Source organism: Caulobacter sp. CCNWLW153 (genome assembly GCF_036889365.1).
Classification (GTDB): domain Bacteria; phylum Pseudomonadota; class Alphaproteobacteria; order Caulobacterales; family Caulobacteraceae; genus Caulobacter; species Caulobacter radicis.
Genome location: NZ_JBAKFV010000002.1, coordinates 228,105 through 254,244, shown reverse-complemented (window position 1 = coordinate 254,244; position 26,140 = coordinate 228,105). Strand labels below are relative to the sequence as shown.

Below are 26,140 nucleotides of genomic sequence, written 5' to 3'. Positions count from 1 at the left end.
TCGACGTCGGGAAGCGCGGCCAGGGTCATTTCTGACAAACGGGGCAGAAGAAGGTCGAACGCCCGGCCTGCACCTCGCGGGCGATCACGCCCTTGCAGCCGGGGGTGGGGCAGGGCTCGCCCTCGCGGTCGTAGACCCGGAAGCGATGCTGGAAATAGCCCAGGGCCCCGTCGGCGGCGGCGAAGTCCTTCAGCGACGAGCCACCGACCTCGACGGCCTCGGCCAGCACGTCCTTGATGGCGGCGGTCAGCGGGCCCAGCCGCTTGCCGGCGATCTGGCCCGACGGCTTGAACGGCGAGATGCCCGAGCGGTGCAGGGCCTCGCAGACATAGATGTTGCCCAGGCCCGCCACGGTCTTCTGGTCCAGCAGCAGGGTCTTGGGGCCCTGCTTGCGGCCGCCGAAGGCCTTGACCAGCGTCTTGGCGTCGAAGGCGTCCGACAGTGGTTCTGGCCCCATGGTCGCGAACCACGGATGGCGATCGACCCGGTCGGTGGCGATCAAATCCATGAAGCCGAACCGGCGGGGGTCGTAATAGGTGACGGTCGCGCCCTCTTCGGTCTCGAACACGACGTGGGCGTGCTTGTCATCCGGCCTGACCTCGCGGGCGAAGTCGCCGGGCCGCACGCTTCCCTCCGGCGCGGCGATTTCGAACCTGCCGGTCATGCCCAGGTGCATCACCAGGGTGTCGCCGCGATCCAAAGGGGCCAGCAGATACTTGGCCCGCCGCTCCAGCCGCAGGATTCTCGCGCCGGTCAGCCGCTGGACGAAGCCGTCGGGCAGGGGAAAGCGCAGGTCGGGGCGATTGGCGCGCACGCGGATGAGGCGCGCGCCGGACAGGACGGGCTCGAGTCCGCGGCGGACGGTCTCGACTTCGGGCAGTTCGGGCAAGGAAGACCCCTTAAAACGATGACGCGGCGCGAGACGCGGTCTAATAGGCGAAGATCATATAGAGAGCCCGACCCGTAGACGTCATGAGCAAGCCCTCCGCCACTTTCGGATTCAAGGACGTGGACCCCGCTTTGAAGGCGGGCCTGGTGCGCGGGGTCTTCGACCGCGTCGCCAAGAACTACGACCTGATGAACGACCTGATGAGCGGCGGCGTGCACCGGCTCTGGAAGGACGCGGTCGCCGCCCGCCTCAACCCGCAGCCGGGCGAGGTGATCATCGACTGCGCCGGCGGCACCGGCGACATGGCCCGCCGCTTCGCCAAGCTTGCTCGGTCCGCCCAGCAGCGCCGCGGCGGTCCGGACGCGACCATCAACATCATCGACTACAACGCCGAGATGATCATGGCCGGGATCGAGAAGGGCGGCGAGCCCGAGATCACCTGGACCGTGGGCGACGCGCAAGCCCTGCCGCTGCCCGACGCCTACGCCGACGCCTATGTGATCTCGTTCGGCATCCGCAACGTCACCGACATCGACGCGGCCCTGCGCGAGGCGCGCCGGGTGCTCAAGCCCGGCGGCCGCTTCCTGTGCCTGGAGTTCTCGCGCCCGGCCACCGAAGCGCTCGCGAAAGCCTATGACGCCTACAGCTTCAAGGTCATCCCCCAGGTCGGCGAATGGGTCGCCAAGGACCGCGACGCCTACCAGTACCTGGTCGAGAGCATTCGCCGTTTCCCCGACCAGAAAACCTTCCTGTCGATGATCGAGGCCGCCGGCTTCAAGCGGGCGACCTACACCAACTTCACCGGCGGCGTGGCGGCCCTGCACCAGGGCTGGGCGCTCTAGGGCCAGGCGACGGCGCCTTCGGCGTCAGCCGCCGCAGCGGCGTACGACGTCCGCGTAAAGGGCCTCGTCGAGCGCGTTGTAGCGGGCGATCTTGCGGCGCAGTTCGTCGGGGATCGGCCGGCTGGCGTGATCCCCCGCCGTGACGTTGAGCCGCGAGAGGTTCACGCCCGCCATCTGGGGGAGGATATCCGCCAGCCGGGCCAGGTCTTCCTGCATCGCCTCCTGCCGGCCGATCCAGACACATTCGTCCAGCGTCGCCTTGGCGCGCTCGAACGCGTCCTGCATGTCCACGCCGGTGTTCAGGACATGGTCGCCCAGCTGGCGGACCTGGCGATTGTAGATGTTGCGAAAGACCGTCTCGACGTCGAGCGAGAAGAAGTCGTCGATGTCATGCGACAGGGCGGCCATCACGTCCGGATAGGGCGGCACGCCCACGCTGCGGACGAAGCGGTACCACGACAGGCAGCGCTCGACCGGGTCGCGCACGGCGGTGAGCAGCATGGCGTCGGGAAAGAAGCGCCGTGCGTCGGTGACGCTGATGTGGCCGAAAACGACCGAATAGCGTCGCAGCGCGTCGGCTTCGGCTTCGGTCATCTCGGAGGCCCCGAAGGCGGGGCTGACGGCGTCTTCGCCCAGGCCGCGGCAGAGGGTCTCGCGCAAGCTTGTGCCGGCCGTCTTCGGAATGTGCAGGAAAACGGCGCGGACCATGGGAGACTCACTTCACAAAACAACTACGGCAAGGATAGCCCATTCGCCGCGTGAGGGGACCCGTGGGGCCCAGGGCGAGGCGTGGACGGGCGATCGCGGCCTGGCCTCTTGACCTGCGGCCCGGGCCGGGCTTTGAGGCCAAGTCATGATGAAGCCCCCCTGCGACGCGTACGCCGCTCGCGCCTTCGCCGCGTGAACCGCTTGGCCGCCTTTCTGCGTCTGATGGGGGCCGGTTGGCGCCTGGTGCGCGCCGACGCCCTGGTTCCCAGGGAAGTCGAGCCGCTGTTGCCGCCGTCGGCGCGGCTGGCCGGCCGGCTCCTGCGCCTGTTCGCCGGCGGCAGGACCCGCAAGGGCCGTCCGGGCGAACGCCTGGCCCGCGCGCTGGAGGGCCTTGGCCCGGTGGCCATCAAGATGGGCCAGTTCCTGTCGACGCGAGCCGACATCTTCGGCGCGACCTTCGCCGAGGACCTGTCGCACCTGAAGGATCGCCTGGCGCCGTTCCCGACCGCCATCGCGCGGGCCGAGGTCGAGCGCAGCCTGGCCCGGCCGATCGACAGCCTGTACGCGACCTTCGGCGAACCGGTCGGCGCGGCCTCCCTGGCCCAGGCCCACGAGGCGACCCTGCTGGACGGTTCGAAGGTCGCCGTGAAGGTGCTGCGTCCCGGCATCGAGCGCCGCGTCGTCGAGGACAGCGCCACCCTGCGCCTGGCCGCCGACCTGGCCCATCGCCTGGTCCCCGCCGCCCGCCGCCTGCGTCCGCGCGAGTTCGTCGAGGTGGTGATCCGGGCGCTCGATCTCGAGATGGACCTGCGCTTCGAAGCCGCCGGCTGCGCCGAGCTGGGCGAGGCCATGGCGCTGGACACCCACATGCGCGCCCCGGCGGTGGTCTGGGACGGCGTCGGCAAGCGGGTGCTGACCCTGGCTTGGGCGCCGGGCGCGCCGCTGTCGGACCCTAGGGCGCTCGAGCAGGAAGGCCTCGACCGCAAGGCCCTGGCCGACAACGTCACGCGCGGCTTCCTGGCCCAGGCGCTGGACCACGGCCTGTTCCATGCCGACCTGCACGAGGGCAACCTGTTCGTCAGCGCCCCGGCCGCCATCACCGCCGTCGACTACGGCATCGTCGGGCGCCTGGGTCCGGCCGAGCGCAAGTACCTGGCCGAGATCCTCTACGGGTTCCTGAGCCGCGACTATGTGCGCGTGGCCAAGATCCACTTCGACGCCGGCTACGTGCCCGCCCACCAGGACATGGACGCCTTCGCCCAGGCCCTGCGCGCCGTCGGCGAGCCCGTGTTCGGCCGCGACGCCCGCCAGGTGTCGATGGGCAAGCTCTTGGCGCAGCTCTTCGAGATCACCGCCCTGTTCGAGATGGCCCTGCGGCCCGAGCTCGTCCTGTTGCAGAAGACCATGGTCACGGTCGAGGGCGTGGCCCGCCGCATCGACCCTTCCCACGACCTGTGGGCGGCCTCCGATCCGGTGGTCCGCCGCTGGATCGCCCGCGAGCTGTCGCCGGTGGCCCGGATGAAGGAGCTGGCCGACGAGGCCCTGCGCGCCCTCAAGGCCATGGCCCGCTACGCCGAACAGCCGCCGACGCCTCCGGCGGTGGTGGTCGAGAAGCGCGCCGCGTGGCCGTGGTTCCTCGCGGGCGCGGGTGCGATGGTCCTGGCCTTCGCCGCGGGGGTGGGCGTGTCGAGCCTGCTGGGCTAAGCCCACGCCCTCTTCCTCCCGTCATTCTCGCCACGAGGGCTGGAATGACGGGAAGCAGGAATTACAGCCCCAGCGCTTCCCGCGCCGCCGCGATCGCCGCGGCGCGCACCTGCTCGGGATAGGGAACCCCGGCGCTGTGGCCCCACACCGGACCCGGCCAGGCCGGGTCGCCGGCCCGCCGGCCCAGGACGTGGACATGCAGCTGCGGGGTGACGTTGCCCAGGGCGCCGACGTTCAGCTTGTCGACCGCCACGCCCAGCACCTTGGCCACGGCCCGCACGGCCGCGCCGACGGCGACGACCTCCTCGGTCAGGGCCGCGCGGCCCTCCGGCGACAGGTCCTCGATCTCGACCAGGCCGTCAGCGCGCGGGATCAGCACCAGCCACGGATAACGGGTGTCGTCGTGCAGGCGGACGTGGCAGAGCTCAAGCTCGCCGACCGCGTGCGAGCTGGCCGGAAAGGCCGGGTGCAGAGAAAAATCAGCCACGCTTGGGGACCCCCGCCCAGTAGTCGAAATCCAGGACCACCGACGGGTCGTAGGTTCCGTCGACGTCCTTGTCGGGGAAATCCTTACACGGCCTGTCCCGGGTGGCGACCAGCCGCAACCGCAGGGCGCCGATGGAGCCCAGATCCGCCTTGTCGAGCACCTGGCTCCAGGCGAACACGGTCGAGCCGGCGAAGAACGGCGCCACGTGGCGGCCGCCGTTGATCCCCAGGACCAGCCCGGCGTTCTGCAGGCCGTTGAACGACAGCGCCTTGGCCGTCGAGATCACCACCCCGCCGTAGACAAGGCGGCGGCCCGACGGGTCCTTGCTCCGCTCGAACTGGTTGAAGTGGACCTTGGCGGTGTTCTGCCACAGGCGCGTGGCCATCTGGTGCTCGGCTTCCTCCACCGCCATGCCGTCGACATGGTCGATCTTCTCGCCGACCGCGTAGTCCTCGAAGGCGTGCGGCGCGCCGGCCAGGGCCCAGTCATAGGCCGAGACATCGAGACCCTGCGGGACGACCAGGTCGCCCGGCGCGACCGCCTTGGCCAGGTCCGGAACCGACTGGCCCTCGACCACGGCGGCCGGGTCGCGCTTTCTCACCATCACCCAGCGGACATAGCTCAGCAGCGGCTCGCCGCGCTGGTTGGTCCCGGTGGTGCGGACATAGACGACGCCCGTCCTGCCGTTGGAGTTCTCCTTCAGCCCGATCACTTCCGACGTCGCCGCCAGGGTGTCGCCGGGAAACACCGGGGCCAGGAACCGGCCCTCGGCGTAGCCCAGGTTGGCCACGGCGTTCAGGCTGATGTCGGGCACGGTCTTGCCGAACACCACGTGGAAGGCGACCAGCGGGTCGACAGGGGCGGCGGCCAGGCCGCAGGCGCGCGCGAATTCGTCCGACGAGAAGAGGGAAAAGCGCGGCCCGTAAAGCGCCGTGTACAGCGCGACGTCGCCGGCCGTCACCGTGCGCGGCGTGGCGTGGACCAGCACCTGCCCGAGCCGGAAGTCCTCGAAAAAGCGCCCGGGATCGGTCTTGCTCACAGCGCCTCTCCTTGTGTTTGTTGTGATCGTTTTGCCGCAGCGCAGCGAAACGGGAAAGGGGGCTTGAGACTGAGCCGCGAGGGGCGTAGACCGCGCCCCGACATTTCCTGTCCACAGCCTGATGGAGACCCCATGGCTCGCGCGAAGATCGCCCTTATCGGCGCCGGCATGATCGGCGGCACCCTGGCCCACATCGCCGCTCGCGAAGAGCTGGGCGACGTGATCCTGTTCGACATCGCCGAAGGCACCCCGCAGGGCAAGGCGCTCGACATCGCCGAAGCCTCGGCCGTGTTCGGCAAGGACGTGGCCTTGAAGGGCGCCAACGACTACGCCGACATCGCCGGCGCCGACGTCTGCATCGTGACCGCCGGCGTGCCGCGCAAGCCGGGCATGAGCCGCGACGACCTGCTGGGCATCAACCTGAAGGTCATGAAGGCCGTCGGCGAAGGCATCAAGGCCCACGCCCCGAACGCCTTCGTCATCTGCATCACCAACCCGCTCGACGCGATGGTCTGGGCCCTGCAGCAGTTCTCGGGCCTGCCGAAGGAAAAGGTCATCGGCATGGCCGGCGTCCTGGACTCGGCCCGCTTCGCCTACTTCCTGGCCGAAAAGACCGGCGTGTCGGTCGAAGACATCCACGCCTGGACCCTGGGCGGCCACGGCGACGACATGGTCCCGATGGTCCGTCACTCGACCGTCGGCGGCCTGCCGCTGCCGGACGCCGTGAAGGCCGGCTTCCTGACCCAGGAAGAACTGGACGCCATCGTCGAGCGCACCCGCAAGGGCGGCGGCGAGATCGTCGCCCTGCTGAAGACCGGCTCGGCCTTCTACGCCCCGGCTGAAAGCGCCATCGCCATGGCCACCAGCTACCTGAAGGACAAGAAGCGCGTCCTGCCGTGCGCCACCTTCCTGACCGGCCAGTACGGCCTGTCGGACCTGTACGTCGGCGTGCCGGTGGTCATCGGCGCCGGCGGCGCCGAGAAGATCGTCGAGTTCGAAACCAACGACGCCGAGAAGGCGATGTTCGCCAAGTCGGTGGAGTCGGTCCAGGGCCTGATGGAAGCCTGCAAGGCCATCGACCCGTCGCTGGTCTAAGACCGGTTCGACAATCCGATACGACGAAGGGCGGCCCCGCAAGGAGCCGCCCTTTTTGTTTTCGCGTTCGTCGAACCTTCTCCCAGAGGGAGAAGGAGGGGCCCGCGCCGCAGGCGTGGGAGGATGAGGGGTTAAGGTGTTTGCCGGAGTGCCGGCACGCCGGTTGAGGCCGTCACCCCTCACCCTCCCAGGCTATCGCCTGGGCCCCTCCCTCTCCCCTCCGGGAGAGGGAAACTCAGTGCGCCGCCTCGCCGGGCTCCTGCGAGATCTCCTCCAGGGTCTTGCCGACCTGCTTGGCGCCGTAGTCCTTGGCCACGTCGCCCAGCGACAGGATGCCGGTCAGGCGGCCGGTGTCGTTCAGCACCACCAGGCGACGGACCTGGTTGTTGGCCATCTTGGCGGTGGCGTCGGCCAGGATGTCGTCCTCCTTGACCGACAGCACCTCGCCGTCGCTCATCACTTCCGAGACGGGGCTGTCGAAGCTGCGGCCCTCGGCGACCACGCGCAGGACGATGTCGCGGTCGGTGACCAGGCCCAGCACCTTGCCGTCCTCGACGACCGGCACCACGCCGCTGTCGACCTTGGCCATCACCTCGGCGACCTTGCGGATGCTGTCGCCGGGACGGGCGACCGAGACCTGGCTGGTCATGGCGTCGCTGACTTTCATGGGTCTTCCTCCTTCAGGGGGAATGGGAATTGGACCCGCTAGAAACCCCGCGACGCCGCAGACCGTTCCGCTTGTTCGCGGATGGGGCGCCTTAGGCCAGGGCCGCCTTCTGGCCCGCCAGGAAGGTCGCCACCGTGGTCGGCGCCTTGCCCGTCAGGCGTTCGACCGTGTCGGTGATCACCGCGTGGCGGCCCTCGGCGGCGTCGTGGTCGAAGGTCGCCAGAAGCTCCACATAGGGCGGCGGCAGGCCCGCGCCCGCCAGGCCCGCGCGCAGGGCGTCCAGCGGGATGGCCTGGTGCGCGAGCGGCTTGCCCGAGACCTGCGCCAGCAGGGCGGCCAGCTGGTCCTGGGTGATCGCCTCTGGGCCCGAGACCTCGAGGATCTGGCGGCCCTCCGCGCCCAGCAGGGCGGCGGCGTCGGCGCGGGCGCAGTCCTCGCGCGTGACATAGGCCCGGCCCTTGCCGGCCGTGGCGGTGTAGAGGGTCCCGCTGGCCAGGGCCTGGCCCGCGCCCATCAGGATCACCTCGGCATAGAGGTTGTGGCGCAGGATGGTCCAGTCGAGCGAGGCCTGCGCGAAGATCGCCGCCTCGGTCCAGAAGTGGTCGTCCAGGCCCTGGGCCTGCGGGCGCACGCCGGGGGCCGAGGTGTAGGCGACGTGCTTCACCCCGGCCTTGGCGGCCGCGGCGACGGCGGCGCGATGCTGGGCGATGCGCCGGCCGGGCTTGTCCAGCGCGTCGGTGCTGACCAGCAGCAGGCGGTCGACGCCGGCGAAGGCGCTTTCCAGCGAGGCCGGGTCGTCGAAGTCGGCGGCGCGCACGTCCACGCCCTTGGCGGCCAGGTCGGCCAGCTTGGCCGGATCGCGGGTGGTGGCGATCACGTGCGGGGCGCTGGCCTCCAGCAGCAGTTCGACCACGCGGCGGCCCAGCTGGCCTCCGGCGCCGGTCACCAGGAGGCGGTCGTTGAGGAAGGGCTTGGCGGTCATCGAGGTCGTCCTTTGCTGGTCTCTTTTCGAGACCAGGTGTAGATGTGAGACCGATCGTGCGCCGTAAAGACGGCAGTTTTCCGGGAGATAGGCACCTTGAAGGAACCACCGATCCTTTCGTCGGACGCCCTTTCACCGCAAGCCCTTTCGCCAGAAGCCCTTTCGCCAGAAGCGATGTGCGAGGCGATGGACGGCTGGCGCGACCAGGGCTTCACCAGCGCCGACTGCCCGGTGCGCGACGTCGTCGACCACCTGGGCGACAAGTGGAGCACGCTGATCCTGTCGCTGCTGTTCATCGGCCCCAAGCGTTTCGGGGCCCTGCGTCGCGCCGTGCCCGACATCTCGCAGCGCATGCTGACACAGACCCTGCGCGATCTTCAGCGCGACGGCCTGATCGAGCGCGAGGTGTTCCCCACCAAGCCGCCCAGCGTCGAATACAGCCTCTCGCCCCTGGGCATGTCGCTGCAGACGCCGCTGAACGCGCTGATCGCCTGGGCCGTGGAACATCACGGCGCGATCCGCGAGGCGAGGGCGCGCTACGACGGCGCCGAGGCGGCCTGAAAGATCCTCACCCTCCTGGGGGGAGGTGCCCCGGAGGGCCGGAGGGGGGGACGTTTTCAGCTTTCGAGGCGTCGGAAACTCATCGCCAACTCCCCCTACCGATCGCTGCGCGATCGCCTCGCCCAGAGGGGGAGGTTCGCAACACCGCGGGGCTGCGCTCGCCGCCGAACCACCCTACATCCAGCGCCCAAGCCTCACCGGAGCCCCCATGACCATCACCGCCCACCGCGTCAGCGTTCCCGTCTTCGTCCAGGGGCTGAAGGGCCTGTCGGGCGTGCTGGCCAAGGCCGCCGCCCATGTCGAAGAGCGCAAGCTCGACCCCGAGGCCCTGCTGAAGGCGCGGCTCTATCCCGACATGTTCCCGCTGATCCGCCAGGTGCAGATCGCCACCGACTTCGCCAAGGGCGCCAGCGCCCGCCTGGCCGGGCTCGAGGTTCCGGCCTGGGACGACGTCGAGACCAGCTTTGAGGACCTGTCGGCCCGCGTGGCGCGCGCCATCGCCTATGTCGAGGGCCTCGACCCGGCCGCCTTCGACGGCGCCGAGGACCGCACCGTGGCCCTGACCCGTCGCGGCGAGACCACCGAGCACAACGCCCTCGACTACCTGACCGGCCAGGCCCTGCCGAACTTCTATTTCCACCTTTCCACCGCCTACGCGATCCTGCGCGAGAACGGCGTGGTCCTGGGCAAGCGCGACTTCCTGGGCGCGGCCTGAGGCCTGACGAAACCTCGCCCTTCGACAAGCTCAGGGTGAGGTTTCGACTGCAAGGCCTGTGAAATGGTCCTCACCCTGAGCCTGTCGAAGGGCGAGGACCACCCACTGTCGGCGGCGCTTCAAGGCCGCCGCCGAAACGCCCACACCAGGCCGGCCAGCGCAGTCAGCACCCCCGCCGCGGCCGACAGCACGACCGCCAGCTCCTTCAGTACCTCCGGTTCCATTCGCTCCACCCGTTACTCGCCCCGCATCGCGGCTACGGGCCAGAGTGACTCGCTCCGACGTCGAGTTCGGACGTATGTTCTCTTTTTGTTCTCAAGGCGAATAGGCGTTCAAGCCACCTCGCGCGTCGCCACCGCTTCCAGGCCGAGGATCGCGGCCTTGCGGGCCAGGCCCCAGTGATAGCCGGTGAGCCGCCCGTCCTTGGCGATGGCCCGGTGGCAGGGGATCAGCAGCGAGATCGGATTGGCGCCGATGGCCCCGCCCGTGGCCTGGAAGGCCTTGGGCTTGCCGGCCCAGGCCGCGACCTGGCCATAGGTGGCCGTTCCGCCGGCCGGGATGCGCAGCAGCGCCTTCCACACCTGCACCTGATAGGGCGAGCCGATCAGCACCACGGGCAGGGGGCCTTCGCCGGCTCCGAAGGCCTTGAGCGCGGTGTCCCGCGCGGCCCCGTCGTCGCGCACCCATTCGGCGCCGGGCCAGCGGCGGTGCATGTCGGCGAAGCTGAAGTCGTCGTCGCCGTCCGAGAAGGCCAGGCCCGCCAGGCCGCGCTCGGCCAGCACGAACAGGCCGCGGCCGAACGGGGTGGGGGCCCAGCCCCAGCGCAGGGTCATGCCCGCCCCGCGCCGGCGAACGTCGCCCGGCGTGGCCGCCTCCTGGGCGATGAACAGGTCGTGCAGCCGCGAGGGTCCCGAAAGGCCCGCGTCATAGGCTGCGTCCAGAACGCTGGCCCCGGCCTCGAGCGAGCGGCGGGCCTCGGCGTGGGCGATGGCGGCCACGAAGGTCTTGGGGCTGACCCCGGCCCAGCGGGTGAAGATCCGCTGGAAGTGGAACGGCGACAGGCCCACGGCGTCGGCGGCCTCGTCCAGCGACGGCCGCTCCATCCAGCGTTGGGCCAGCCAGTCCAGGGCGGTGGCCATGCGGTGGTAGTCGGCCGAGCGTTCGGCTAGGCGCGCGAGGGTTTCCGAAGGCGAGACGTCGAGAGGCATGGGGAAAGTCTAGCGCGGGGAGGGCGGGGCGTCCGCCCGGTTCTTGCGCCCTTTCAGGCGTAGCGCTCGGCCCGCGCCGCCTTGATCGCCCGTTCCAGCGCGCGGGCGAAGGCCACCCGCTCGTCGGGGCTGAGCGCTCTCGCCAGGGTCAGGCGGCGGCGCGACATGAAGAGGCGCACGCGGCTCTCGTGCTCGCCCGGCTGGTCGAGATCCACGCGGGTGAAGGCCGTCGGCGAGGTCCAGACCACCCTGGCGCCCTTGGCGTCCTCGCGGCTGACGATGATCTCCTCGGCGGTGACCTTCACCCGTTCTGAGCGCGACAGGGCGCGGTTGCTGGCGCGCAGGGCCAGCCACAGGGCCAGGACGTCCAGCCCCAGGAATGGCAGCACCGGCGGCGCGCCGACCACCAGCAGGAACGCCGCGACCATCAGGTTGAAAGCGACGGCCACGCCCAGCACCACGGCCATGCCGGCGCGGCTCAGCGACCGGTTGGGGCGGATCACGGCGTCCATGTAGAGCGCGGCGGCCATGGACGAGGTCTACGCCCCTCGCGCCGCCTTGGCGAGCGGGCCGCATCACGGCATGGTCGCGCCGATGGCCGCCACCCAAAAGACCTCCAAGTCCCTCGTCAGGAAACGCCCAGCCGGCAAGCGGATCACCGCCGCCGAGCGTGAGCGCGTGCTCATCCTGTTCGAGCGCTTCGAGAGCCTCGAACTGCGGCCCAAGACCGAGCTGAACTACTCCAACCCCTACGAACTGGTGACCGCCGTCGCCCTGTCGGCCCAGGCCACCGACGTGCAGGTCAACAAGGCCACCGGCCCGCTGTTCCAGGTCGCCGACAGCGCCGAAAAGATGCTGGAACTGGGCGAGGACGGGCTGATCAAGTACATCGCCTCGATCGGCCTTTTTCGCACCAAGGCCAAGAACGTCATCGCCTCGGCTCATATCCTGGTGGACCGCTACGGCGGGCAGGTGCCGCTGAACCGCGAGGCGCTGGAAAGCCTGCCGGGCGTGGGCCGCAAGACCGCCAGCGTGGTGCTGAACGAGCTGGACGTCGAGCCGGCCATCGCCGTCGACACCCACGTGTTCCGCGTCTCGCATCGCCTCAAGCTGTCGGCCGGCAAGACGCCTGACGCGGTCGAGGACGACCTGATGCGCGTGGTGCCCGGTCCCTACCAGACCCGCGCCCACCACTGGCTGATCCTGCACGGCCGCTATGTCTGCGTGGCCCGCAAGCCCAAGTGCGAGATCTGCAAGATCGCCGACCTCTGCCCGTCGCTGGGGCTGTTCTAGCGGCTCAGACCCGCGCGCCCGGCTTGAACCGGGCGGTCATCGCCATCATCGCCACGACGCCGGCCGCCATCAGCAGCCAGGCGGCCGACAGGTCGGACGAGGCGTCGCGCACCCAGCCGGCGAAGAACGGCATGACGCTGGCCATGACGTAGCCGCCGCCCTGGACGAAGGCCATCAGGTCGCCGGCGCTGTCCGGGTCGCTGGCGTGGTCCAGCGTGACGATCAGCGACAGCGGGAAGATCGCGCCGATGCCCGCGCCCAGCAGGCAGACGGTCGGCAGCACCAGCCACGGCGCCAGCAGCAGGCAGGCGATGCCGGCCAGCAGCGAGGCCAGGGCCGCCGCCAGCAGCGGCCGGCGGTCGGGGCGGCGGGCGATGGCGGCCGAGACCGCAAGGCCGGCCAGCACCTCGCAGACCGTCAGCGCCGACAGGGCGTAGCCGGCCTGGTCGGCGGTCAGGCCGCGGCTGGCGTAGAACGGCGGAAACCAGGCCAGCACCAGGGTGTAGGCCCCGGTGCCGATGCCGAAGAAGGTCAGCAGCAGCCAGGCGCGGGGGCTCTTCCACATCGATGCTTGTCGCAGGACGACCGGGCCGCCGGCCGGGGCGGTCGTCTCGCGCCCCGCGGCGCGCATCCACAGCAGCAGGGCCAGGATCGCGGGGGCGGCCCACAGGCCGAACATCACCTGCCAGCCGGCCAGGCGGGTCACGCCCGTCGACATCGCGGCGGCCACGGCGGCGCCGGCCATGATGCCGGTGGTGTAGAGGCCCATCATCCGCGGCGCGCCAGCGCCCGAGGTCCGCTTGATGAAGCCCGGCATCAGGGCCTGTACGGCCGCGACGCCGACGCCCACCATGGCGGCGCTGGCGAGCAGGCCCGCGGTGGTCGGCCAGATCGCCCGCAGGCCGCAGGCGACGGCGATGGCCAGGAGGCCGATGGCCACGCCCATGCGCTCGCCCAGAGCCCGGCGCAGCGGCGCGGCCAGCAGGGCGCCCAGGCCCATCAGCAGGATAGGCAGGGTGGTCAAGAGGCCCGCCGCGGCCGAGGAGGCGCCGGTGGCGGCCTTCACCTGGTCGAGCACGGGGCCCAGCGCGGCCAGGGCCGGGCGCAGGTTCAGGGCCGCCACGACGATCGCCGCGATGGTGAGCAGGGCGCCGCTTTTGGCGGCACGAGCGGAAACAGACACGCTTTTACGCGCCTTGGCGTCTTCTTCGTAGGCGAGGACCACGATATATCTCGTCGGAAAGTATCTTGATGGCGAGATATATCCGATGACGGCGAAAGCCAAGCGTCATGACCGCGCAGGCGCGGCCTCGGTCCAGTGGCGGCGTGAGCGCCCGGACCTGGATCCGTTCCCTATGGAGCTGGTCGGACGCCTGTGCGAGGTGGCCGAGATCGTGCTCAAGGAGCGGCTGGCGCCGCTGTTTTCGGCCCATGGCCTGCAGCGCGGCGAGTTCGACGTCCTGGCTACCTTGCGCCGGGCAGGGGAGCCCTACGCCCTGACCCCGACCGACCTCTACGAGACGGCCATGGTCTCGTCAGGCGGCATGACCGCGCGGATCGACCGGCTGGAGAAGATGGGGCTGGTTCAGCGCCGTCCACATCCCAGCGACCGGCGCGGTACGCTGGTGGCGCTGACGGAGGAGGGCAGGGGGCTGCTGGATACGATCCTGCCCCTGCACATCGACAACGAACGGACGCTTCTGGCGTCGCTCGACGCCGGCGAGCAGCAAGCGCTGAGCGGCCTGCTCGCCAAGCTGCTGGCGGGCCTGGAGCCGGCGTAGGGGAGGGGGCGCTAGACCCCCAACCCCAGTCCGCCCCGCGCCTTGGGCGGGTCGATGTGGCCGGCCTCGCGGGCGCGGGTCCAGTTCAGCTTCTCGACGTTCTCGCGGAAGGCGAAGCGCAGGATGTGGTCGGCGACCACCTGTTCCAGCTTGGCCAGGGCTTCGAAGTCCTCGGCCTCGACAGTCATGTCCAGGCCTTCGGCGTCGGCGGTCATCCGGCACGGGCCCAGCGGCAGCGGGAAGAAGGCCGTGGTCTCGGTCAACTCGACCTCGAACTTGTGGCCCCAATGCTTTGCCAGCTGGGTCATGTAGCGGGCGGCCTTGTCGGTGACGAGGCGGGCGTGGCTCTGCATGCGATGTGCTCCTCTGTTCCGGCCCGGTTCAGACAGCTTCGATCTGCGTTGCGGCGTCGTCCAAAGCCTTGGCGATGGCGGCGATCTGCTCGGAGCTTAGGCTTCCGGCGTGCAGTTTCAACCGCAGGGCCGTCTTGAGGTTCTCGCGGGCCCGCAGGATCTGCGGCGCGAAGGCGGCGCTGCGCGAGGCGGCCTCGGCCATGCGCTCGAACAGGCCGTTCACCGGCTGGGCGTTGGTTTCCAGGAAGGCCTGGCCCTCGTCGGTGATCGTGTAGAGCTTCTTGCCGCCGCCGGCGTCGGTCGCGGCCACATAGCCGAGCTCTTCCAGCAGGGTCAGGGTCGGGTAGATCACGCCCGGGCTGGGGCTGTAGGCGCCGCCGGCCGCGGTCTCGACCGCCTTGATCAGTTCGTAGCCGTGGCTGGGCTTGTCGGCGATCAGCTTCAGCACGACCAGGCGCAGGTCGCCGTGGTCGAAGAAGCGGCCGCGCGGGCCGCCGCGGCCGAAGCCCCGTCCGCCCATGCCGCCATGCTCGCGGCCGTCGAAGCCGAACGGATGGCGGCTGTGATGACCGCCGTGGCGGCCGTGGTGGTGATGATGACGTCCAAACATATGTGCTCTTTCGATGCAGTTTCGTTATATCGAAATGATAGATATATCGAAACCGATCGGCGTCAAGAGCTATTTAGATATATCTGATGCTATCGGGTCGCGACGGCCGTCGGAAAGGCCTGGGCGCACAGTTCCTCGCCGAAGGCGTCGCTGAGCTGTTCCTCGGCCTCGCCCATCTTGATGACCGCCAGGCGCGAGCCGACGATGGTCTTGCCGATGGCGTAGTCGCCGACCACCCTGCCGGTGCGCACGTCGATCAGCCTGGCCTGGCTGCGCAGCACGTTGGCGCCGCCGACCAGGGCGGTCATGGCCGGATTGGCCTTGTCGAAGCGTTCGAGCTTCACTTCCAGCCGCAGCGGCCGCTGGCCCTTGGCGCAACCGTCGAGCTTGGCCTGCACCCGCTGCTTGAACAGGGTGTCGAAGCCGTCGGTGACCTTCAGCTCGCCGCGCGTCAGCCGCACTTCGGCGACACGGCTCTGGGCCTTCCAGTCCTTGGGCAGGTCCTCGACCGCGGCGCTGCGCGAAAGGCTTACGCAGCCGCTCGCCATCGCCGCCAGGCCCAGCAGGGCCGCCATCTTCGCCGCGTTCATCGCATCGCTCTCCCAATCCCCGGCCCTCAACGCGCCGAAGGGGGATTGGTCGCAAATTCGTGGAACGTCGGTATTGAAGAAAGGCGCTCAGGCGGCGCGCAGGGTCTCGGCCAGCAAACGGCCCTCGGCGGCGCGGCTGGAGCCGGCCCGCCAGGCCACGACGATCTCGCGGCTGGACTGGGCGGTGGCCAGCGGCCGCACCGTCACCGGCGCGTTCTCGGCCAGACCCGCCTGCACGGCCATGGCCGGCAGGAACGACACGCCCAGGCCCGAGCCGATCATCTGCACCAGGGTGGGCAGCGAGGTCGCCGCGAAGCTCTCCTCGTCGCCCACGCCCTTGGGCGGCTCCAGGCCGCAGGCGGCCAGGGCGTGGTCGCGCAGGCAGTGGCCATCCTCCAGCAGGATGACGTCCTGGCCCTCCAGGCTGGCCGGATCGACCCGGTCCTGCATGGCCATCGGATGGTTGGCGGGCGCGGCGGCCAGCAGTTCGTCGTGCTCCACATGGGCCCAGTCCAGGCCGGTCATGTCGTAGGGCAAGGCGATCAGGGCCGCGTCCAGCGAGCCGGCCTTCAGCGAGGCGATCAGCCGCTGGGTCAGGTCCTCGCGCAGGAACAGGCGCAGCTTGGGGAACTGGTCTCGCAGCATGGGCAGGGCGCGCGGCAGGAGGTACGGCGCCACGGTCGGGATCACCCCCAGTCGGAAGCGCCCGGCCAGCGGCTGGCCTGCGCCGCGCGCGGCCTGCACCAGGTCTTCGGTCTGGGCCAGGATCGAGGTCGCCCGGCGCACGGCCTCCTGGCCGGCGGCGGTCAGGATCACGCCCGAGCGCGCGCGGTCGACCACCGGGGCGCCGAGGATCTTCTCCAGTTCCTGGATGCCCGCCGACAGCGTGGGTTGGGTGACGTAGCAGGCCTCGGCCGCCCGGCTGAACGAGCCATGCTCGGACAGGAGCTTCAGGTACTGCATCTGGCGAAGGGTCGGGAGCATGGATCCGATATAGGCCGCCTCTATCGAATATCCAAAAGCAATCGAGCAGATCTCAGGGGCGGCCCGTCATGCCTCAAGTAGCCGAGGCTTCCGCCGGGATTACGAGGCTGGGTTGGTCGCCTTAAAGCGCCGCCTTCACCGCCGCCGCGAACGCCGCCCCGTGATCGTGGGCGTGCTGGAGGAAGAGATCCGGCTCGATGATCTCCAGCTCCATCAGCTGCGGGGTGTGGTCGAGGCCCCGGATCAGGTCGATGCGGGCGTAGGTCAACGGTTGGCCCAGCGCATCCAGGACCATGTGGGCGGCGTGCAGCGCCTCGGGCTCGGGCGCGATCTCCGAGACCTTGCCGCCATATTGCGGCTGCACCCGGAAGTCGCCGGGCACGGCCACCTTGGTCACCGCGTGGCTGAAGGCGCCGTCGAAGAAGAACAGCGACAGCTCGCCCTCCTCGCCCACCGCCGGCAGGAACGGCTGGATCAGCGCCGGACCGGTGGGAGCGTCGGAGAGATCGGGGTCGCGACCCAGCTTCACCGTGCGGTGCGAGCCGCCCGAGACCTGGGGCTTGGCCACCACCAGGTCGACCTGGAAACGCTCTCGCGCCTCGGCCACGGCCTCGGGCGTGACCTTGTCCAGCGTGATCGTCGGCACGACCGGCGCGCCCTTGGCGGCCAGTTCGGAGAGATAGGTCTTGGCGGTGTTCCAGCGCAGCAGGCCCGGCGGGTTGGCGGTGCGCACGCCGGTCGCCTCCAGGGCGTCGAGCCGCGCGTACCATTCCGGCTCGCGGTGGTGATAGCCCCACGACAGCAGCGGCAGGACGATCCCCTGCTCGCCGGCCTCGACCGGATCGGTCCATGGCCGCGAGGCCACGGTCAGGCCCAGGGCCCGCAGCGGCGCGGCCAGGCGTTCGAACAGCGGCGGCCAGCTCTGGGCGAAGCGCGGTTCGTCGGCGGCGGGAACCAGGATCAGGACGTCGGGCCGGTGCGTGCTCATCCCTTCGCGGTAGAACGCCGCAGGCCCGGCGGCAAGGCCCGCCTTGCCCAAGCCCTACGTTGCCAGGGCCCTCCCCTTCCTTTACTTGCGGTCGGTCAATCTTCCCGGAACCAGAGCAGACATGACCGCCCTCTACGACGTCGCCGCCATCGGCAACGCCATCGTCGACGTGATCGCCCAGTGCGACGACGCTTTCCTGGACGCCCAAGGGCTGGTGAAGGGCTCGATGGCGCTGATCGACACGGCGCGCGCCGCCAGCCTGTATGACGCCATGGCCGCCGGCATCGAGGCCTCGGGCGGCAGCGCCGCCAACACCCTGGCGGGCGTGGCCAGCTTCGGCGGCAAGGCCGCCTTCATCGGCAAGGTCGCCGACGACCAGTTGGGCCGGGTGTTCACCCACGACATGCGCGCCATCGGCGGCGTCTTCACCACCCCGCCGCTGACCGAAGGTCCGGCCACGGCCCAGTGCCTGATCAACGTCACTCCCGACGCCCAGCGCACTATGTCGACCTATCTGGGCGCCTGCGTCGAGCTGACCGCCGCCGACGTCGACCAGGCCATCATCGAGGGCGCGCAGTACGCCTATCTCGAAGGCTACCTGTTCGACCCGCTGGAAGCCCGCCGCGCCTTCGCCAAGGCCGCCGCCCTCAGCCACGGCTCCGGGCGCAAGATCGCCATCACCCTGAGCGACAGCTTCGTGGTCGATCGTCACCGCGAGGCCCTGTTGGGCTTCGTCGAGACCCAGTGCGACGTCGTCTTCGCCAACGCTTCGGAAGTTTGCGCCCTGTTCCAGACCGACGACTTCGACGCGGCCGTGAAGGAACTGGCCAAGCGGGTCGAGATCGCCGCCGTCACTCGGAGCGAAAAGGGTTCGGTGGTCGCCTCCGGCGAGCACTTCCACGAAATCTCGGCCTTCCCCGTGGAAAAAGTCGTGGACACGACGGGCGCGGGCGACCAATACGCCGCAGGTTTCCTCTACGGCCTCTCCCAGGGGCGCTCGCTGGCCGACTGCGGCAAGCTGGGCTCGCTGGCCGCCGCCGAGGTCATCGCCCACTACGGTCCGCGTCCGCAGGTCAAGCTGCGCGAACTGGCCGCCCAGAACGGACTCTAAACCCCAAGGTCCCGATCGGACCTTCAAGGACGAAGCATGGCCCGCACCGCTGAAGTGGTCCGCGAGACGAAAGAGACCCAGATCCGGGTCTGGATCGATCTCGACGGGACCGGCGCCTCGACGATCTCCACCGGCATTGGTTTCTACGACCACATGTTGGAGAGCTTCGCGCGCCACGGCGGCTTCGACCTGAAGATCGAGACCAAGGGCGACCTGCACATCGACATGCACCACACGGTGGAAGACACCGGCATCGTGCTGGGTCAGGCGATCAACAAGGCGCTGGATGGCTTCAAGGGCATCCGGCGCTTTGGCCACGCCTACATCCCGATGGACGAGACCCTGACGCGCTGCGCCATCGACCTGTCCAATCGCCCGTATCTGATCTGGAAGGTCGATTTCAAGCGCCCCAAGGTCGGCGAGATGGACACCGAGCTCTTCAAGGAGTTCCACCACGCCTTCGCCATGAACTGCGGCGCCTGCGTGCATCTGGAAACGCTCTACGGCGACAACACCCACCACGTGGCGGAGAGCGGCTTCAAGGCCCTGGCCCGCGCCCTGCGTCAGGCGGTGGAGTTCGATCCGAAGACCGGCGGCCTCGCGCCGTCGACCAAGGGCGTGCTGTAAGGCTCATACCATGCAGACCCTCGCCCTGATCGACTACGGGTCGGGCAACCTGCGATCGGCGGAAAAGGCCCTCAACGAGGCCGCCCGCCGTCGCGGCGTCGCCGCCGACATCGTCGTCACCGCCGATCCCGCCATCGTGGCCAAGGCCGACCGGCTGTTCCTGCCCGGCGTCGGCGCCTTCGCCTCGTGCCGCGCGGGCCTCGACGCCTCGGGCGTGTACGAGGCCATGAACGAGGCCGTACACCAGCGCGGCGCGCCGTTCATGGGCATCTGCGTCGGCCATCAGCTGCTGGCCACCGAAGGCCTCGAGTTCGGCGTCACGCCGGGCCTCGACTGGATCGGCGGCCAGGTGAAGAAGCTTCAGCCGTCCGATCCCTCGCTGACCATCCCGCACATGGGCTGGAACGCGATCGCCTTTTCGCGCGCTCACGCCCTGTTTACGGGCATCGAGGACGGCGCCCACATGTACTACGCCAATTCCTTCGCGCTCGACGCGGCCGACCCGGCCGATGTCGTGGCGACCAGCGACCACGGCGGCCCGTTCGTCGCGGCGGTGGCCAAGGGGAATGTCGCGGGCGTACAATTCCACCCTGAAAAATCACAAGCCGCGGGGCTCACCCTGCTCGCCAACTTCCTGGAATGGCGCCCATGATCCTCTATCCCGCCATCGACCTGAAGGACGGCCAGTGCGTGCGCCTGCTGCACGGCGACATGGACAAGGCCACGGTCTTCAACAACAGCCCGGCCGACCAGGCCCAGCGGTTCGTCAAGGACGGCTTCTCGTGGCTGCACGTCGTTGACCTGAACGGCGCCATCGAGGGCAAGTCGGTCAACACCGCCGCCGTGCAGTCGATCCTGGAGTCGATCTCGATCCCGGTGCAGCTGGGCGGCGGCATCCGCACGCTCGAAGGCATCGAGGCCTGGATCGAGGCCGGCGTGTCGCGCGTCATTCTCGGCACCGTGGCCGTCCACGACCCGGACCTGGTCCGCAAGGCCGCCCGCCTGTGGCCCGAGCAGATCGCCGTCGCCGTCGACGTGCGTGACGGCAAGGTCGCCATCGACGGCTGGACGGGCCTGTCGGACATCGACGCCATCAGCCTGGGCAAGCGCTTCGAGGATGTGGGCGTGGCCGCCCTGATCGTCACCGACATCAGCCGCGACGGCGCCCTGACCGGCGTCAATGTCGAGGGTGTGGGCGAACTGGCCGACGCGGTCTCGATCCCCGTCATCGCCTCGGGCGGCGTCGCCGCCGTGGCCGACATCGAACGCCTGAAGGCCCGCAAGGGCGTCGAGATCGCCGGCGCGATCCTGGGTCGCTCGCTCTACGCCGGCACGATCAAGCCGGCCGAAGCGCTGGTCGCGGCGGCAGCCTGATGCTGAAGACCCGGATCATCCCTTGCCTCGACGTCAAGGACGGCCGGGTCGTCAAGGGCGTCAACTTCGTCGACCTGCGCGACGCCGGTGATCCGGTCGAACAGGCCGCCGCCTATGACGCGGCCGGCGCCGACGAGCTGATGTTCCTCGACATCACCGCTTCCAGCGAAGGCCGCGGCCTGATCCTGGACGTGATCTCGCGCACCGCCGAGGTCTGCTTCATGCCCGTCTCGGTGGGCGGCGGCGTGCGCCAGGTGTCCGACATGCGCCGCCTGCTGCTGGCCGGCGCCGACAAGGTCTCGACCAACACCGCCGCCGTCGAGAATCCCGACCTGATCGCCGCCGGCGCCGACGCCTTCGGCGCCCAGTGCGTGGTCGTGGCCATCGACGCCAAGGCCCGCCCCGACGGTTCGGGCTGGAACGTCTGGACCTATGGCGGCCGCAAGGACACCGGTCTGGACGTGGTCGACTGGGCCGCCAAGGTGGTCGAGCGCGGCGCGGGCGAGATCCTGCTGACCTCGATGGACCGCGACGGCGCCAAGATCGGCTACGACATCCCCCTCCTCCAGGCGGTGACGGGCGCGGTCAATGTGCCGGTGATCGCCTCGGGCGGCGCGGGCAAGACCGAACACCTGGTCGAAGCCGCCCGCGACGGCCACGCCGCCGCCGTGCTGGCCGCCTCGATCTTCCACTTCGGCGAGATCTCGATCGGCGAGGCCAAGGCCGCCATGGCCGCCGCCGGGGTGCCGGTGCGCCTGGATCCCGTGAAGGCCGTCGCATGAGCCGCCTGTTCGGGGTCCTGCAGCGCCTGGCCGCCACGGTCGAGAGCCGCAAGGGCGGCGACCCGGCGGCGTCCTACACCGCCAAGCTGCTCAACGATCCGGCCCTGGCCGCCAAGAAGCTCGGCGAGGAAGCCGTCGAGACGGTCATCGCCGCCGTTTCGCAGGGCCCCGACGCTTTGGCCGCCGAAAGCGCCGACCTGCTCTATCACTGGCTCGCCCTGATGGCCGCCTCGGGCGTTTCGCTCGACGCGGTGGCCGAGAAGCTGGAAGCCCGTGAGGGAACCTCGGGTCACGCCGAGAAGGCGTCTCGGGGCGGCTGACCGGGATTTCCCAACATTCCGTCATTCCCGCCCTGTGGCGGGAATGACGGGAATTATGGGGCGGACCAGGCTCGCTTCCTACCCCTTGCGCTTCAGCGCCACGTAGAGCGCCCCCTCGCCGCCGTGCCGCTGATCCGCCTGCGAAACCCCGGCGATCATCTCGCGCAGGGCCGGATCGGCCAGCCATTCGGGCGTGCGCTGGCGCAGCACGCCATGGCCCACCTTCCCCTTGCCGGTGATCACCAGCACCGCCCGATGACCATCGTCGAAGGCGCGGCGGATGAACCGCTCCAGCGTGGCGCGGGCCTGGTCCTGGTCGAGGCCGTGCATGTCGAGCCGCGCCCCGATCGGGTCGTGGGCCTTGGCGATGCGGCGGCGGCGGTTGGGCTCGATGCCCTCGGGCGGCGGCTTGGGCGCGGGCTTGGGCTTCAGGGCCGGGATGTCGGCGGGATCGATGCGCAGGGGCGCCACCGAGGCCAGGTGCGTGGGCGGCTCGACGTCGGCGGCATGGGCCATGAGCTCGGCCTTGCCGGGCCGGATCCGGGCCTTGTCGCGCATCTTCAGCGCCTTCTCGGGCGCCCGGCCCGTCACCGTGGAGGCCACCAGCCGCCACAGGCGCTGGCCCTCGTCGTCCGGCGGCCGCCGCTTGCTCATCGGACTATTGCTGAACCTGGGGGACCAGCCGCCACAGGCGCAGGTCGTGGCGCACGCGGCCGGCCTCGGTCCCGGCCGCCTGGCCGGTGCCGATATAGAGGTCGGCGCGCACCTGACCCTTGATCGCCCCGCCGGTGTCGAGCGCCACGACGGCGCGGCGATAGGTCGGGAAGGCGCCGGCCAGCTTGGGAGCGCTGGCGTCGATCCAGTAGAGGCCGCCCATGGCGTGCTGGCTGGGGTCGACGGCGATGGCGCGGCCGGCCGGCAGCGGCACGTTGGCCGCACCGGTGGCCTGGCGGCCGTCGTCGGGCAGGGTCTGGAAGAACACGTAGCGCGGGTTCAGCTGCATGATCGCGTCAGCCTTGGGGCCGCGATTGGCCGCCAGCCAGCCGCGGATCGCCTCTCCCGAGGTGTTGCCGTCGGCCAGCAGGCCCTGGTCGCGCATGGCCGTGGCGATGCCGACGAAGGTCTTGCCGTTATGGGCGGCGAAGGCGGCGCGCACGCGGCGGCCGTCTGGCAGGGTCAGGACGCCCGAGCCCTGGATCTGCAGGAAGAAGAGGTCCTCGGGCCGCATCCAGGCCAGCGGCCGGTCCAGCGGCGAGGCCTCGATGGCGGCGCGGTCGTCATAGGGCACGAAGGTCCCGCCGGCGGCGCGGCCGACCACGGTCTTGCCCTTCAGGGTCGGGTCGAAGGCGCCCAGGTCGAGCATGGCCAGGTCGGCCGGCCGGCCGCGCATGGGGGCGCTGAACTCGGCCGAGCGCGACATCCGCGCCTCGTACTCCGGGGCGAAATAGGCGGTCAGCAGGCCCTGGCCGGAGACGGCCTCGGGACGGAAATTGGCTTCCAGGAACTGGCGGGCGCGGGCGTCGTCGACCGGGCCGGCGGCCTTGGCCTTGCGGCAGACCTCGACGGTGGCCGGATCCTTGGCGACGCCGCAGGTTTCGCGGAAGGCCTGCAGGGCCGCGGCGTGGTCCTCTTCGTTCCAGCCCAGCAGTGCCGAGAAGGCGGCGGGCGACGGCGTCGCGGGCTGGGTCGGTTGCGAAGGCTGCGGCGTGGTCGGAGTCGGGACCTGGGGCGTCGGGGCGACCGGAGGCGGCGGCGCGGTCGTCGTACAGGCGGCCAGCACCAGGGCGGCCGACGCGAGCGTCAGGACGGAACGCAGCATCAGGCTTCGGCGACCGCGACGCGCACCAGGGTCCAGTTGGGGTCGCGGCTCTTGAGGTCGCGCTCGAAGGTCCACAGGTCGGCCGTGCGGCGGTCGTCGACCGCCTCGCCGGCGGCGCTGGTCGAGCGGGTGCGCACCTCGGCGAGGATCCGCACCACGGCGCGGGCGGTGTCGCCCTGCACCTCGGCGCTATCGAGGTCCGTGCGCGGCTGGGCCAGGAGTTCGACGCTCTCGGTGCGGCCCTCGGCCTCGCGGGCGGCCATGGCGCCTTCGAAATTGGCCATCACGTCGGCGGCCAGCAGCGGCTTCAGCGTCTCGCGATCACCGGCGGCGAAGGCCTTGAGGATCATCTCGTAGGCGTAACGGGCGCCCGACAGGAAGCGAGCGGGGTCGAAATCGGGCTGGCGCGCGCGCAGGGCGGCCAGGCCCGTGGCGTTGACAGGGATCGCCGTCTCGGCGCTGTCGGCCGGGCGGGTGGCGGCCGGAGCGGCCACTGGAGCGGGCGTGTCCTCGGGCTGACGCCCCACTCGGCGACCGAGCGTGGCGTAGAGTTGGTAGAGGACGACGGCGGCGAGCACCGCGAAGACGATCAGTTCAAGCACGACAAGTTCCGCATCGGGGCCGTCGATTGAGACGACAGCCTTCCTATATAGGCCAAGCGACCGCCCGCGTCAGGCGCCTGACGTTGCACGGCGTTCTCCCGCATGTTAGCAGCGCCGCTCACGCCTAACGGCCGATATGCCGCGCCGAGTATGGAAAAACCCTTCATGACCGATACCAACGGCGCTCCGCCCGCCGCCCAGGACGACAACGAAGCGGCCGCCGCCGGCATCCGCATCGTCGCCCAGTTCGTTCGCGATCTCTCGTTCGAAAACCCGCTCGCGCCGGACTCGCTCCGCGCCTCGGCCACCCAGCCGGCCATCGACATGGGCGTCGAGATGAACGCGCGCGGTCGCGCCGACGGCCTGTTCGAAGTCGACCTGAAGCTGTCGGCCCGCGCCGAGCGCGACGGCCAGGCGGTGTTCCACGTCGAAGTCGTCTACGGCGGCCTGTTCCAGATCGCCGGCGTGCCGGAAGAAGCCCTCGAGCAGGTCCTGCTGATCGAGTGCCCGCGCTTCCTGTTCCCGTTCGCCCGTCGCCTGATCGCCGACGTCACCAGCGAAGGCGGCTTCCCGCCCTTCCTGATCGACCCGATTGACTTCGGCGGCGTCTACGCCGCGCGCAAGGCCCAGGCCGAAGCCGGCCAGGTCGGCAACGCCTGATCCAGGCTGATCCGCCCGAAAACGAAGAAGGCCCGGAGCAGCGATGCTCCGGGCCTTTCTTTTTGGGTCGCCTCGGGGGCTAAGGCTGAAGCCGGTAGCCGCCCGCCTCGGTGATCAGGATCCGCGCCGTGGCCGGATCGGGCTCGATCTTCTGGCGCAGGCGATAGACGTGGGTCTCCAGCGTATGGGTGGTGACGCCGGCGTTGTAGCCCCAGACCTCGGTCAGCAGCTCTTCCCGCGACACCGGCTTGGAGCCCGCGCGGTAGAGGTACTTCAGGATGTTGGTTTCCTTCTCGGTCAGCCGCACCTTCTTCTGCTTGTCGTCGACGAGGAGCTTGGCCGAGGGGCGGAACTCGTACGGACCGATGCGGAACAGCGCGTCTTCCGAGGCCTCGTAGCTGCGCAGCTGGGCGCGGATGCGGGCCAGGAGCACGCCGAAGCGGAAGGGCTTGGTGACGTAGTCGTTGGCGCCGGATTCCAGGCCCAGGATGGTGTCGCTGTCGCTGGCGGCGGCGGTGAGCATGATCACCGGCGCGGTGACGCCGTTCTTGCGCATCAGCCGGCAGGCCTCGCGGCCGTCCATGTCGGGCAGGTCGACGTCGAGCAGGATCAGGTCCGGCTTGATCTCGCGGGCCTGCCGCACGCCTTCGCCGGCGGTCGGGCACTCGGCCACGGCGAATTCCTCGTGCAGGGCGAGCTGTTCGGCCAGGGCGCCGCGCAGGTCGTCGTCGTCGTCGATGAGAAGCAGGGTCTTGCGTTGCGCCATGAGGCGGAACATGACCGCTACGAGGCCCGGCGCCAAGGGGCGCGGCTTGCGGGAGCGGGGTTTGCGATGATCTTCCGGGCGCATTCAGATGGAACCATCGACCTTGGCGACGGCCGCGTCGTACGCTGCGCCCTGGGCAAGGCCGGGGTGATCGCCGCCGCCGACAAGCGTGAGGGCGACAATCGGAGCCCCTTGGGAACCTGGACTATCCGCCAGGTGCTCTACCGCCCCGACGTCTATCCGGACGGTCCGGCGACGGCCCTTCCGACCGCGCCGATCGCCCCCGACGACGGCTGGTGCGACGCGCCCGGCGACCCGAACTACAACCGCCCGGTCAAGCTGCCCTATCCAGCCAGCGCCGAGCGCATGTGGCGCGACGACGGAGTCTACGACCTGGTGGGGATCCTGGCCCACAACGACGATCCGCCGGTTCCCGGCCTGGGCTCGGCGATCTTCCTGCACCTGGCGCGGGACGGATATCCCGGCACCGAGGGCTGCGTGGCCCTGGCGCGGGCGGATATCGAGGCGCTGCTGGCGAAGGCCGCGCCGGGGGATGCGATCGGGATCGCGGAGGGGTGAGACC

At 70.1% G+C, this 26,140-nt stretch carries 33 protein-coding genes; 15 read left to right on the top strand and 18 right to left on the bottom strand.

Going from position 1 to position 26,140, the window contains the following annotated elements:
* Nucleotides 1–25: 25 nt before the first annotated feature.
* Nucleotides 26–889, bottom strand: a complete 864-nt coding sequence (mutM, locus tag V6S85_RS04895; RefSeq protein WP_116569356.1) for a bifunctional DNA-formamidopyrimidine glycosylase/DNA-(apurinic or apyrimidinic site) lyase — start codon at nt 887–889, stop codon at nt 26–28.
* 83 nt (nt 890–972) lie between these two features.
* On the opposite strand from mutM, the gene V6S85_RS04890 reads away from it, so the two are divergent.
* Nucleotides 973–1,731, top strand: coding sequence for a class I SAM-dependent methyltransferase (locus V6S85_RS04890; protein WP_116569357.1), 759 nt, complete (start codon nt 973–975; stop codon nt 1,729–1,731).
* Between the two features lie 24 nt (nt 1,732–1,755).
* Here the strand turns inward: V6S85_RS04890 and V6S85_RS04885 are convergent, their stop codons facing one another.
* Nucleotides 1,756–2,439 (bottom strand): sulfotransferase family 2 domain-containing protein, encoded by a 684-nt coding sequence (locus V6S85_RS04885; RefSeq protein WP_334348216.1) that lies wholly within the window; start codon nt 2,437–2,439, stop codon nt 1,756–1,758.
* 222 nt (nt 2,440–2,661) lie between these two features.
* Here V6S85_RS04885 and ubiB point away from each other — a divergent pair, with 222 nt between their 5' ends.
* Nucleotides 2,662–4,143 carry a 2-polyprenylphenol 6-hydroxylase gene (gene ubiB, locus V6S85_RS04880; RefSeq protein WP_442885642.1) on the top strand — a complete coding sequence of 494 codons (1,482 nt, stop codon included), beginning with the start codon at nt 2,662–2,664 and terminating at the stop codon, nt 4,141–4,143.
* Nucleotides 4,144–4,204: 61 nt separating this feature from the next.
* On the opposite strand, the gene V6S85_RS04875 is transcribed toward ubiB, so the two are convergent.
* Both V6S85_RS04875 and V6S85_RS04870 read right to left on the bottom strand, forming a co-directional pair.
* The gene (locus V6S85_RS04875) at nt 4,205–4,630 is read right to left on the bottom strand and encodes an HIT domain-containing protein (RefSeq protein ID WP_334348214.1); all 426 of its coding nucleotides are present in this window, start codon (nt 4,628–4,630) and stop codon (nt 4,205–4,207) included.
* On the bottom strand, nt 4,623–5,669 hold the full coding sequence (locus tag V6S85_RS04870; protein WP_334348213.1) for a MaoC family dehydratase: 1,047 nt from the start codon (nt 5,667–5,669) through the stop codon (nt 4,623–4,625). Before V6S85_RS04870 ends, V6S85_RS04875 begins: the two co-directional genes overlap by 8 nt.
* A gap of 132 nt (nt 5,670–5,801) precedes the next feature.
* On the opposite strand from V6S85_RS04870, the gene mdh reads away from it, so the two are divergent.
* Nucleotides 5,802–6,764 carry a malate dehydrogenase gene (mdh, locus tag V6S85_RS04865; RefSeq protein WP_116569362.1) on the top strand — a complete coding sequence of 321 codons (963 nt, stop codon included), beginning with the start codon at nt 5,802–5,804 and terminating at the stop codon, nt 6,762–6,764.
* 235 nt (nt 6,765–6,999) lie between these two features.
* On the opposite strand, the gene V6S85_RS04860 is transcribed toward mdh, so the two are convergent.
* Both V6S85_RS04860 and V6S85_RS04855 read right to left on the bottom strand, forming a co-directional pair.
* Nucleotides 7,000–7,431, bottom strand: coding sequence for a CBS domain-containing protein (locus tag V6S85_RS04860; protein ID WP_116490873.1), 432 nt, complete (start codon nt 7,429–7,431; stop codon nt 7,000–7,002).
* Nucleotides 7,432–7,522: 91 nt separating this feature from the next.
* The gene (locus V6S85_RS04855; protein ID WP_334348212.1) at nt 7,523–8,413 is read right to left on the bottom strand and encodes an NAD(P)H-binding protein; all 891 of its coding nucleotides are present in this window, start codon (nt 8,411–8,413) and stop codon (nt 7,523–7,525) included.
* Nucleotides 8,414–8,587: 174 nt separating this feature from the next.
* Between V6S85_RS04855 and V6S85_RS04850 the strand changes: the two genes are divergently transcribed.
* Nucleotides 8,588–8,974, top strand: a complete 387-nt coding sequence (locus V6S85_RS04850) for a winged helix-turn-helix transcriptional regulator (RefSeq protein ID WP_116490871.1) — start codon at nt 8,588–8,590, stop codon at nt 8,972–8,974.
* A 208-nt stretch (nt 8,975–9,182) separates the two neighbouring features.
* Nucleotides 9,183–9,689: a DUF1993 domain-containing protein gene (locus V6S85_RS04845; protein WP_116490870.1), complete on the top strand. Its 507-nt coding sequence runs from the start codon at nt 9,183–9,185 to the stop codon at nt 9,687–9,689.
* Between the two features lie 332 nt (nt 9,690–10,021).
* Here V6S85_RS04845 and V6S85_RS04840 read toward each other — a convergent pair whose 3' ends face one another.
* A complete protein-coding gene (locus V6S85_RS04840; RefSeq protein WP_334348211.1) occupies nt 10,022–10,897 on the bottom strand; it encodes a bifunctional helix-turn-helix domain-containing protein/methylated-DNA--[protein]-cysteine S-methyltransferase in 876 nt (291 codons plus the stop codon).
* 53 nt (nt 10,898–10,950) lie between these two features.
* The gene (locus tag V6S85_RS04835) at nt 10,951–11,427 is read right to left on the bottom strand and encodes a DUF2244 domain-containing protein (RefSeq protein ID WP_334348210.1); all 477 of its coding nucleotides are present in this window, start codon (nt 11,425–11,427) and stop codon (nt 10,951–10,953) included.
* 52 nt (nt 11,428–11,479) lie between these two features.
* Between V6S85_RS04835 and nth the strand changes: the two genes are divergently transcribed.
* Nucleotides 11,480–12,190, top strand: coding sequence for an endonuclease III (nth, locus tag V6S85_RS04830; RefSeq protein ID WP_334348319.1), 711 nt, complete (start codon nt 11,480–11,482; stop codon nt 12,188–12,190).
* A gap of 4 nt (nt 12,191–12,194) precedes the next feature.
* On the opposite strand, the gene V6S85_RS04825 is transcribed toward nth, so the two are convergent.
* Nucleotides 12,195–13,373, bottom strand: coding sequence for an MFS transporter (locus tag V6S85_RS04825; protein ID WP_334348209.1), 1,179 nt, complete (start codon nt 13,371–13,373; stop codon nt 12,195–12,197).
* Nucleotides 13,374–13,458: 85 nt separating this feature from the next.
* Here V6S85_RS04825 and V6S85_RS04820 point away from each other — a divergent pair, with 85 nt between their 5' ends.
* Nucleotides 13,459–13,971 (top strand): MarR family winged helix-turn-helix transcriptional regulator, encoded by a 513-nt coding sequence (locus V6S85_RS04820; protein ID WP_243410640.1) that lies wholly within the window; start codon nt 13,459–13,461, stop codon nt 13,969–13,971.
* Between the two features lie 11 nt (nt 13,972–13,982).
* On the opposite strand, the gene V6S85_RS04815 is transcribed toward V6S85_RS04820, so the two are convergent.
* The 5 genes from V6S85_RS04815 to V6S85_RS04795 form a co-directional block, all read right to left on the bottom strand.
* Nucleotides 13,983–14,324 carry a DUF2218 domain-containing protein gene (locus V6S85_RS04815; protein ID WP_116569366.1) on the bottom strand — a complete coding sequence of 114 codons (342 nt, stop codon included), beginning with the start codon at nt 14,322–14,324 and terminating at the stop codon, nt 13,983–13,985.
* 28 nt (nt 14,325–14,352) lie between these two features.
* Complete coding sequence (locus tag V6S85_RS04810) at nt 14,353–14,934, bottom strand: PadR family transcriptional regulator (protein WP_058347114.1); 582 nt, start codon at nt 14,932–14,934, stop codon at nt 14,353–14,355.
* An 89-nt stretch (nt 14,935–15,023) separates the two neighbouring features.
* The gene (locus tag V6S85_RS04805) at nt 15,024–15,524 is read right to left on the bottom strand and encodes a hypothetical protein (protein WP_116569367.1); all 501 of its coding nucleotides are present in this window, start codon (nt 15,522–15,524) and stop codon (nt 15,024–15,026) included.
* Nucleotides 15,525–15,611: 87 nt separating this feature from the next.
* On the bottom strand, nt 15,612–16,508 hold the full coding sequence (locus V6S85_RS04800; RefSeq protein WP_116569368.1) for a hydrogen peroxide-inducible genes activator: 897 nt from the start codon (nt 16,506–16,508) through the stop codon (nt 15,612–15,614).
* Between the two features lie 121 nt (nt 16,509–16,629).
* On the bottom strand, nt 16,630–17,496 hold the full coding sequence (locus V6S85_RS04795) for an ATP-grasp domain-containing protein (RefSeq protein WP_334348208.1): 867 nt from the start codon (nt 17,494–17,496) through the stop codon (nt 16,630–16,632).
* 121 nt (nt 17,497–17,617) lie between these two features.
* Here V6S85_RS04795 and V6S85_RS04790 point away from each other — a divergent pair, with 121 nt between their 5' ends.
* From V6S85_RS04790 to V6S85_RS04765, 6 genes are read left to right on the top strand one after another with little or no spacing between them, the layout of a single operon-like run.
* Complete coding sequence (locus V6S85_RS04790; protein WP_334348207.1) at nt 17,618–18,607, top strand: adenosine kinase; 990 nt, start codon at nt 17,618–17,620, stop codon at nt 18,605–18,607.
* A 36-nt stretch (nt 18,608–18,643) separates the two neighbouring features.
* Nucleotides 18,644–19,234: an imidazoleglycerol-phosphate dehydratase HisB gene (hisB, locus tag V6S85_RS04785; protein ID WP_334348206.1), complete on the top strand. Its 591-nt coding sequence runs from the start codon at nt 18,644–18,646 to the stop codon at nt 19,232–19,234.
* 10 nt (nt 19,235–19,244) lie between these two features.
* The gene (gene hisH / locus V6S85_RS04780; RefSeq protein WP_334348205.1) at nt 19,245–19,886 is read left to right on the top strand and encodes an imidazole glycerol phosphate synthase subunit HisH; all 642 of its coding nucleotides are present in this window, start codon (nt 19,245–19,247) and stop codon (nt 19,884–19,886) included.
* Nucleotides 19,874–20,608: a 1-(5-phosphoribosyl)-5-[(5-phosphoribosylamino)methylideneamino]imidazole-4-carboxamide isomerase gene (hisA, locus tag V6S85_RS04775; protein ID WP_165799427.1), complete on the top strand. Its 735-nt coding sequence runs from the start codon at nt 19,874–19,876 to the stop codon at nt 20,606–20,608. The genes hisH and hisA overlap by 13 nt, the downstream gene beginning before the upstream one ends.
* A complete protein-coding gene (gene hisF, locus V6S85_RS04770; protein ID WP_334348204.1) occupies nt 20,608–21,390 on the top strand; it encodes an imidazole glycerol phosphate synthase subunit HisF in 783 nt (260 codons plus the stop codon). Before hisA ends, hisF begins: the two co-directional genes overlap by 1 nt.
* A complete protein-coding gene (locus tag V6S85_RS04765) occupies nt 21,387–21,710 on the top strand; it encodes a phosphoribosyl-ATP diphosphatase (RefSeq protein ID WP_334348203.1) in 324 nt (107 codons plus the stop codon). Before hisF ends, V6S85_RS04765 begins: the two co-directional genes overlap by 4 nt.
* 78 nt (nt 21,711–21,788) lie before the next feature.
* Here the strand turns inward: V6S85_RS04765 and V6S85_RS04760 are convergent, their stop codons facing one another.
* The 3 genes from V6S85_RS04760 to timA are packed head-to-tail and all read right to left on the bottom strand — an operon-like array spanning nt 21,789 to nt 24,131.
* Nucleotides 21,789–22,364: a Smr/MutS family protein gene (locus tag V6S85_RS04760; protein WP_116490856.1), complete on the bottom strand. Its 576-nt coding sequence runs from the start codon at nt 22,362–22,364 to the stop codon at nt 21,789–21,791.
* Between the two features lie 4 nt (nt 22,365–22,368).
* Nucleotides 22,369–23,529 (bottom strand): murein transglycosylase A, encoded by a 1,161-nt coding sequence (mltA, locus tag V6S85_RS04755; RefSeq protein ID WP_334348202.1) that lies wholly within the window; start codon nt 23,527–23,529, stop codon nt 22,369–22,371.
* Nucleotides 23,529–24,131 (bottom strand): TIM44-related membrane protein TimA, encoded by a 603-nt coding sequence (gene timA / locus V6S85_RS04750; protein ID WP_116569376.1) that lies wholly within the window; start codon nt 24,129–24,131, stop codon nt 23,529–23,531. The genes mltA and timA overlap by 1 nt, the downstream gene beginning before the upstream one ends.
* A 165-nt stretch (nt 24,132–24,296) precedes the next feature.
* Between timA and secB the strand changes: the two genes are divergently transcribed.
* A complete protein-coding gene (gene secB / locus V6S85_RS04745) occupies nt 24,297–24,791 on the top strand; it encodes a protein-export chaperone SecB (protein ID WP_101720463.1) in 495 nt (164 codons plus the stop codon).
* A gap of 79 nt (nt 24,792–24,870) precedes the next feature.
* Here the strand turns inward: secB and V6S85_RS04740 are convergent, their stop codons facing one another.
* Nucleotides 24,871–25,557, bottom strand: coding sequence for a response regulator transcription factor (locus tag V6S85_RS04740; protein WP_058347127.1), 687 nt, complete (start codon nt 25,555–25,557; stop codon nt 24,871–24,873).
* A 66-nt stretch (nt 25,558–25,623) separates the two neighbouring features.
* On the opposite strand from V6S85_RS04740, the gene V6S85_RS04735 reads away from it, so the two are divergent.
* Nucleotides 25,624–26,136 carry a L,D-transpeptidase family protein gene (locus V6S85_RS04735; RefSeq protein ID WP_334348201.1) on the top strand — a complete coding sequence of 171 codons (513 nt, stop codon included), beginning with the start codon at nt 25,624–25,626 and terminating at the stop codon, nt 26,134–26,136.
* The last annotated feature ends 4 nt before the right edge of the window (nt 26,137–26,140 follow it).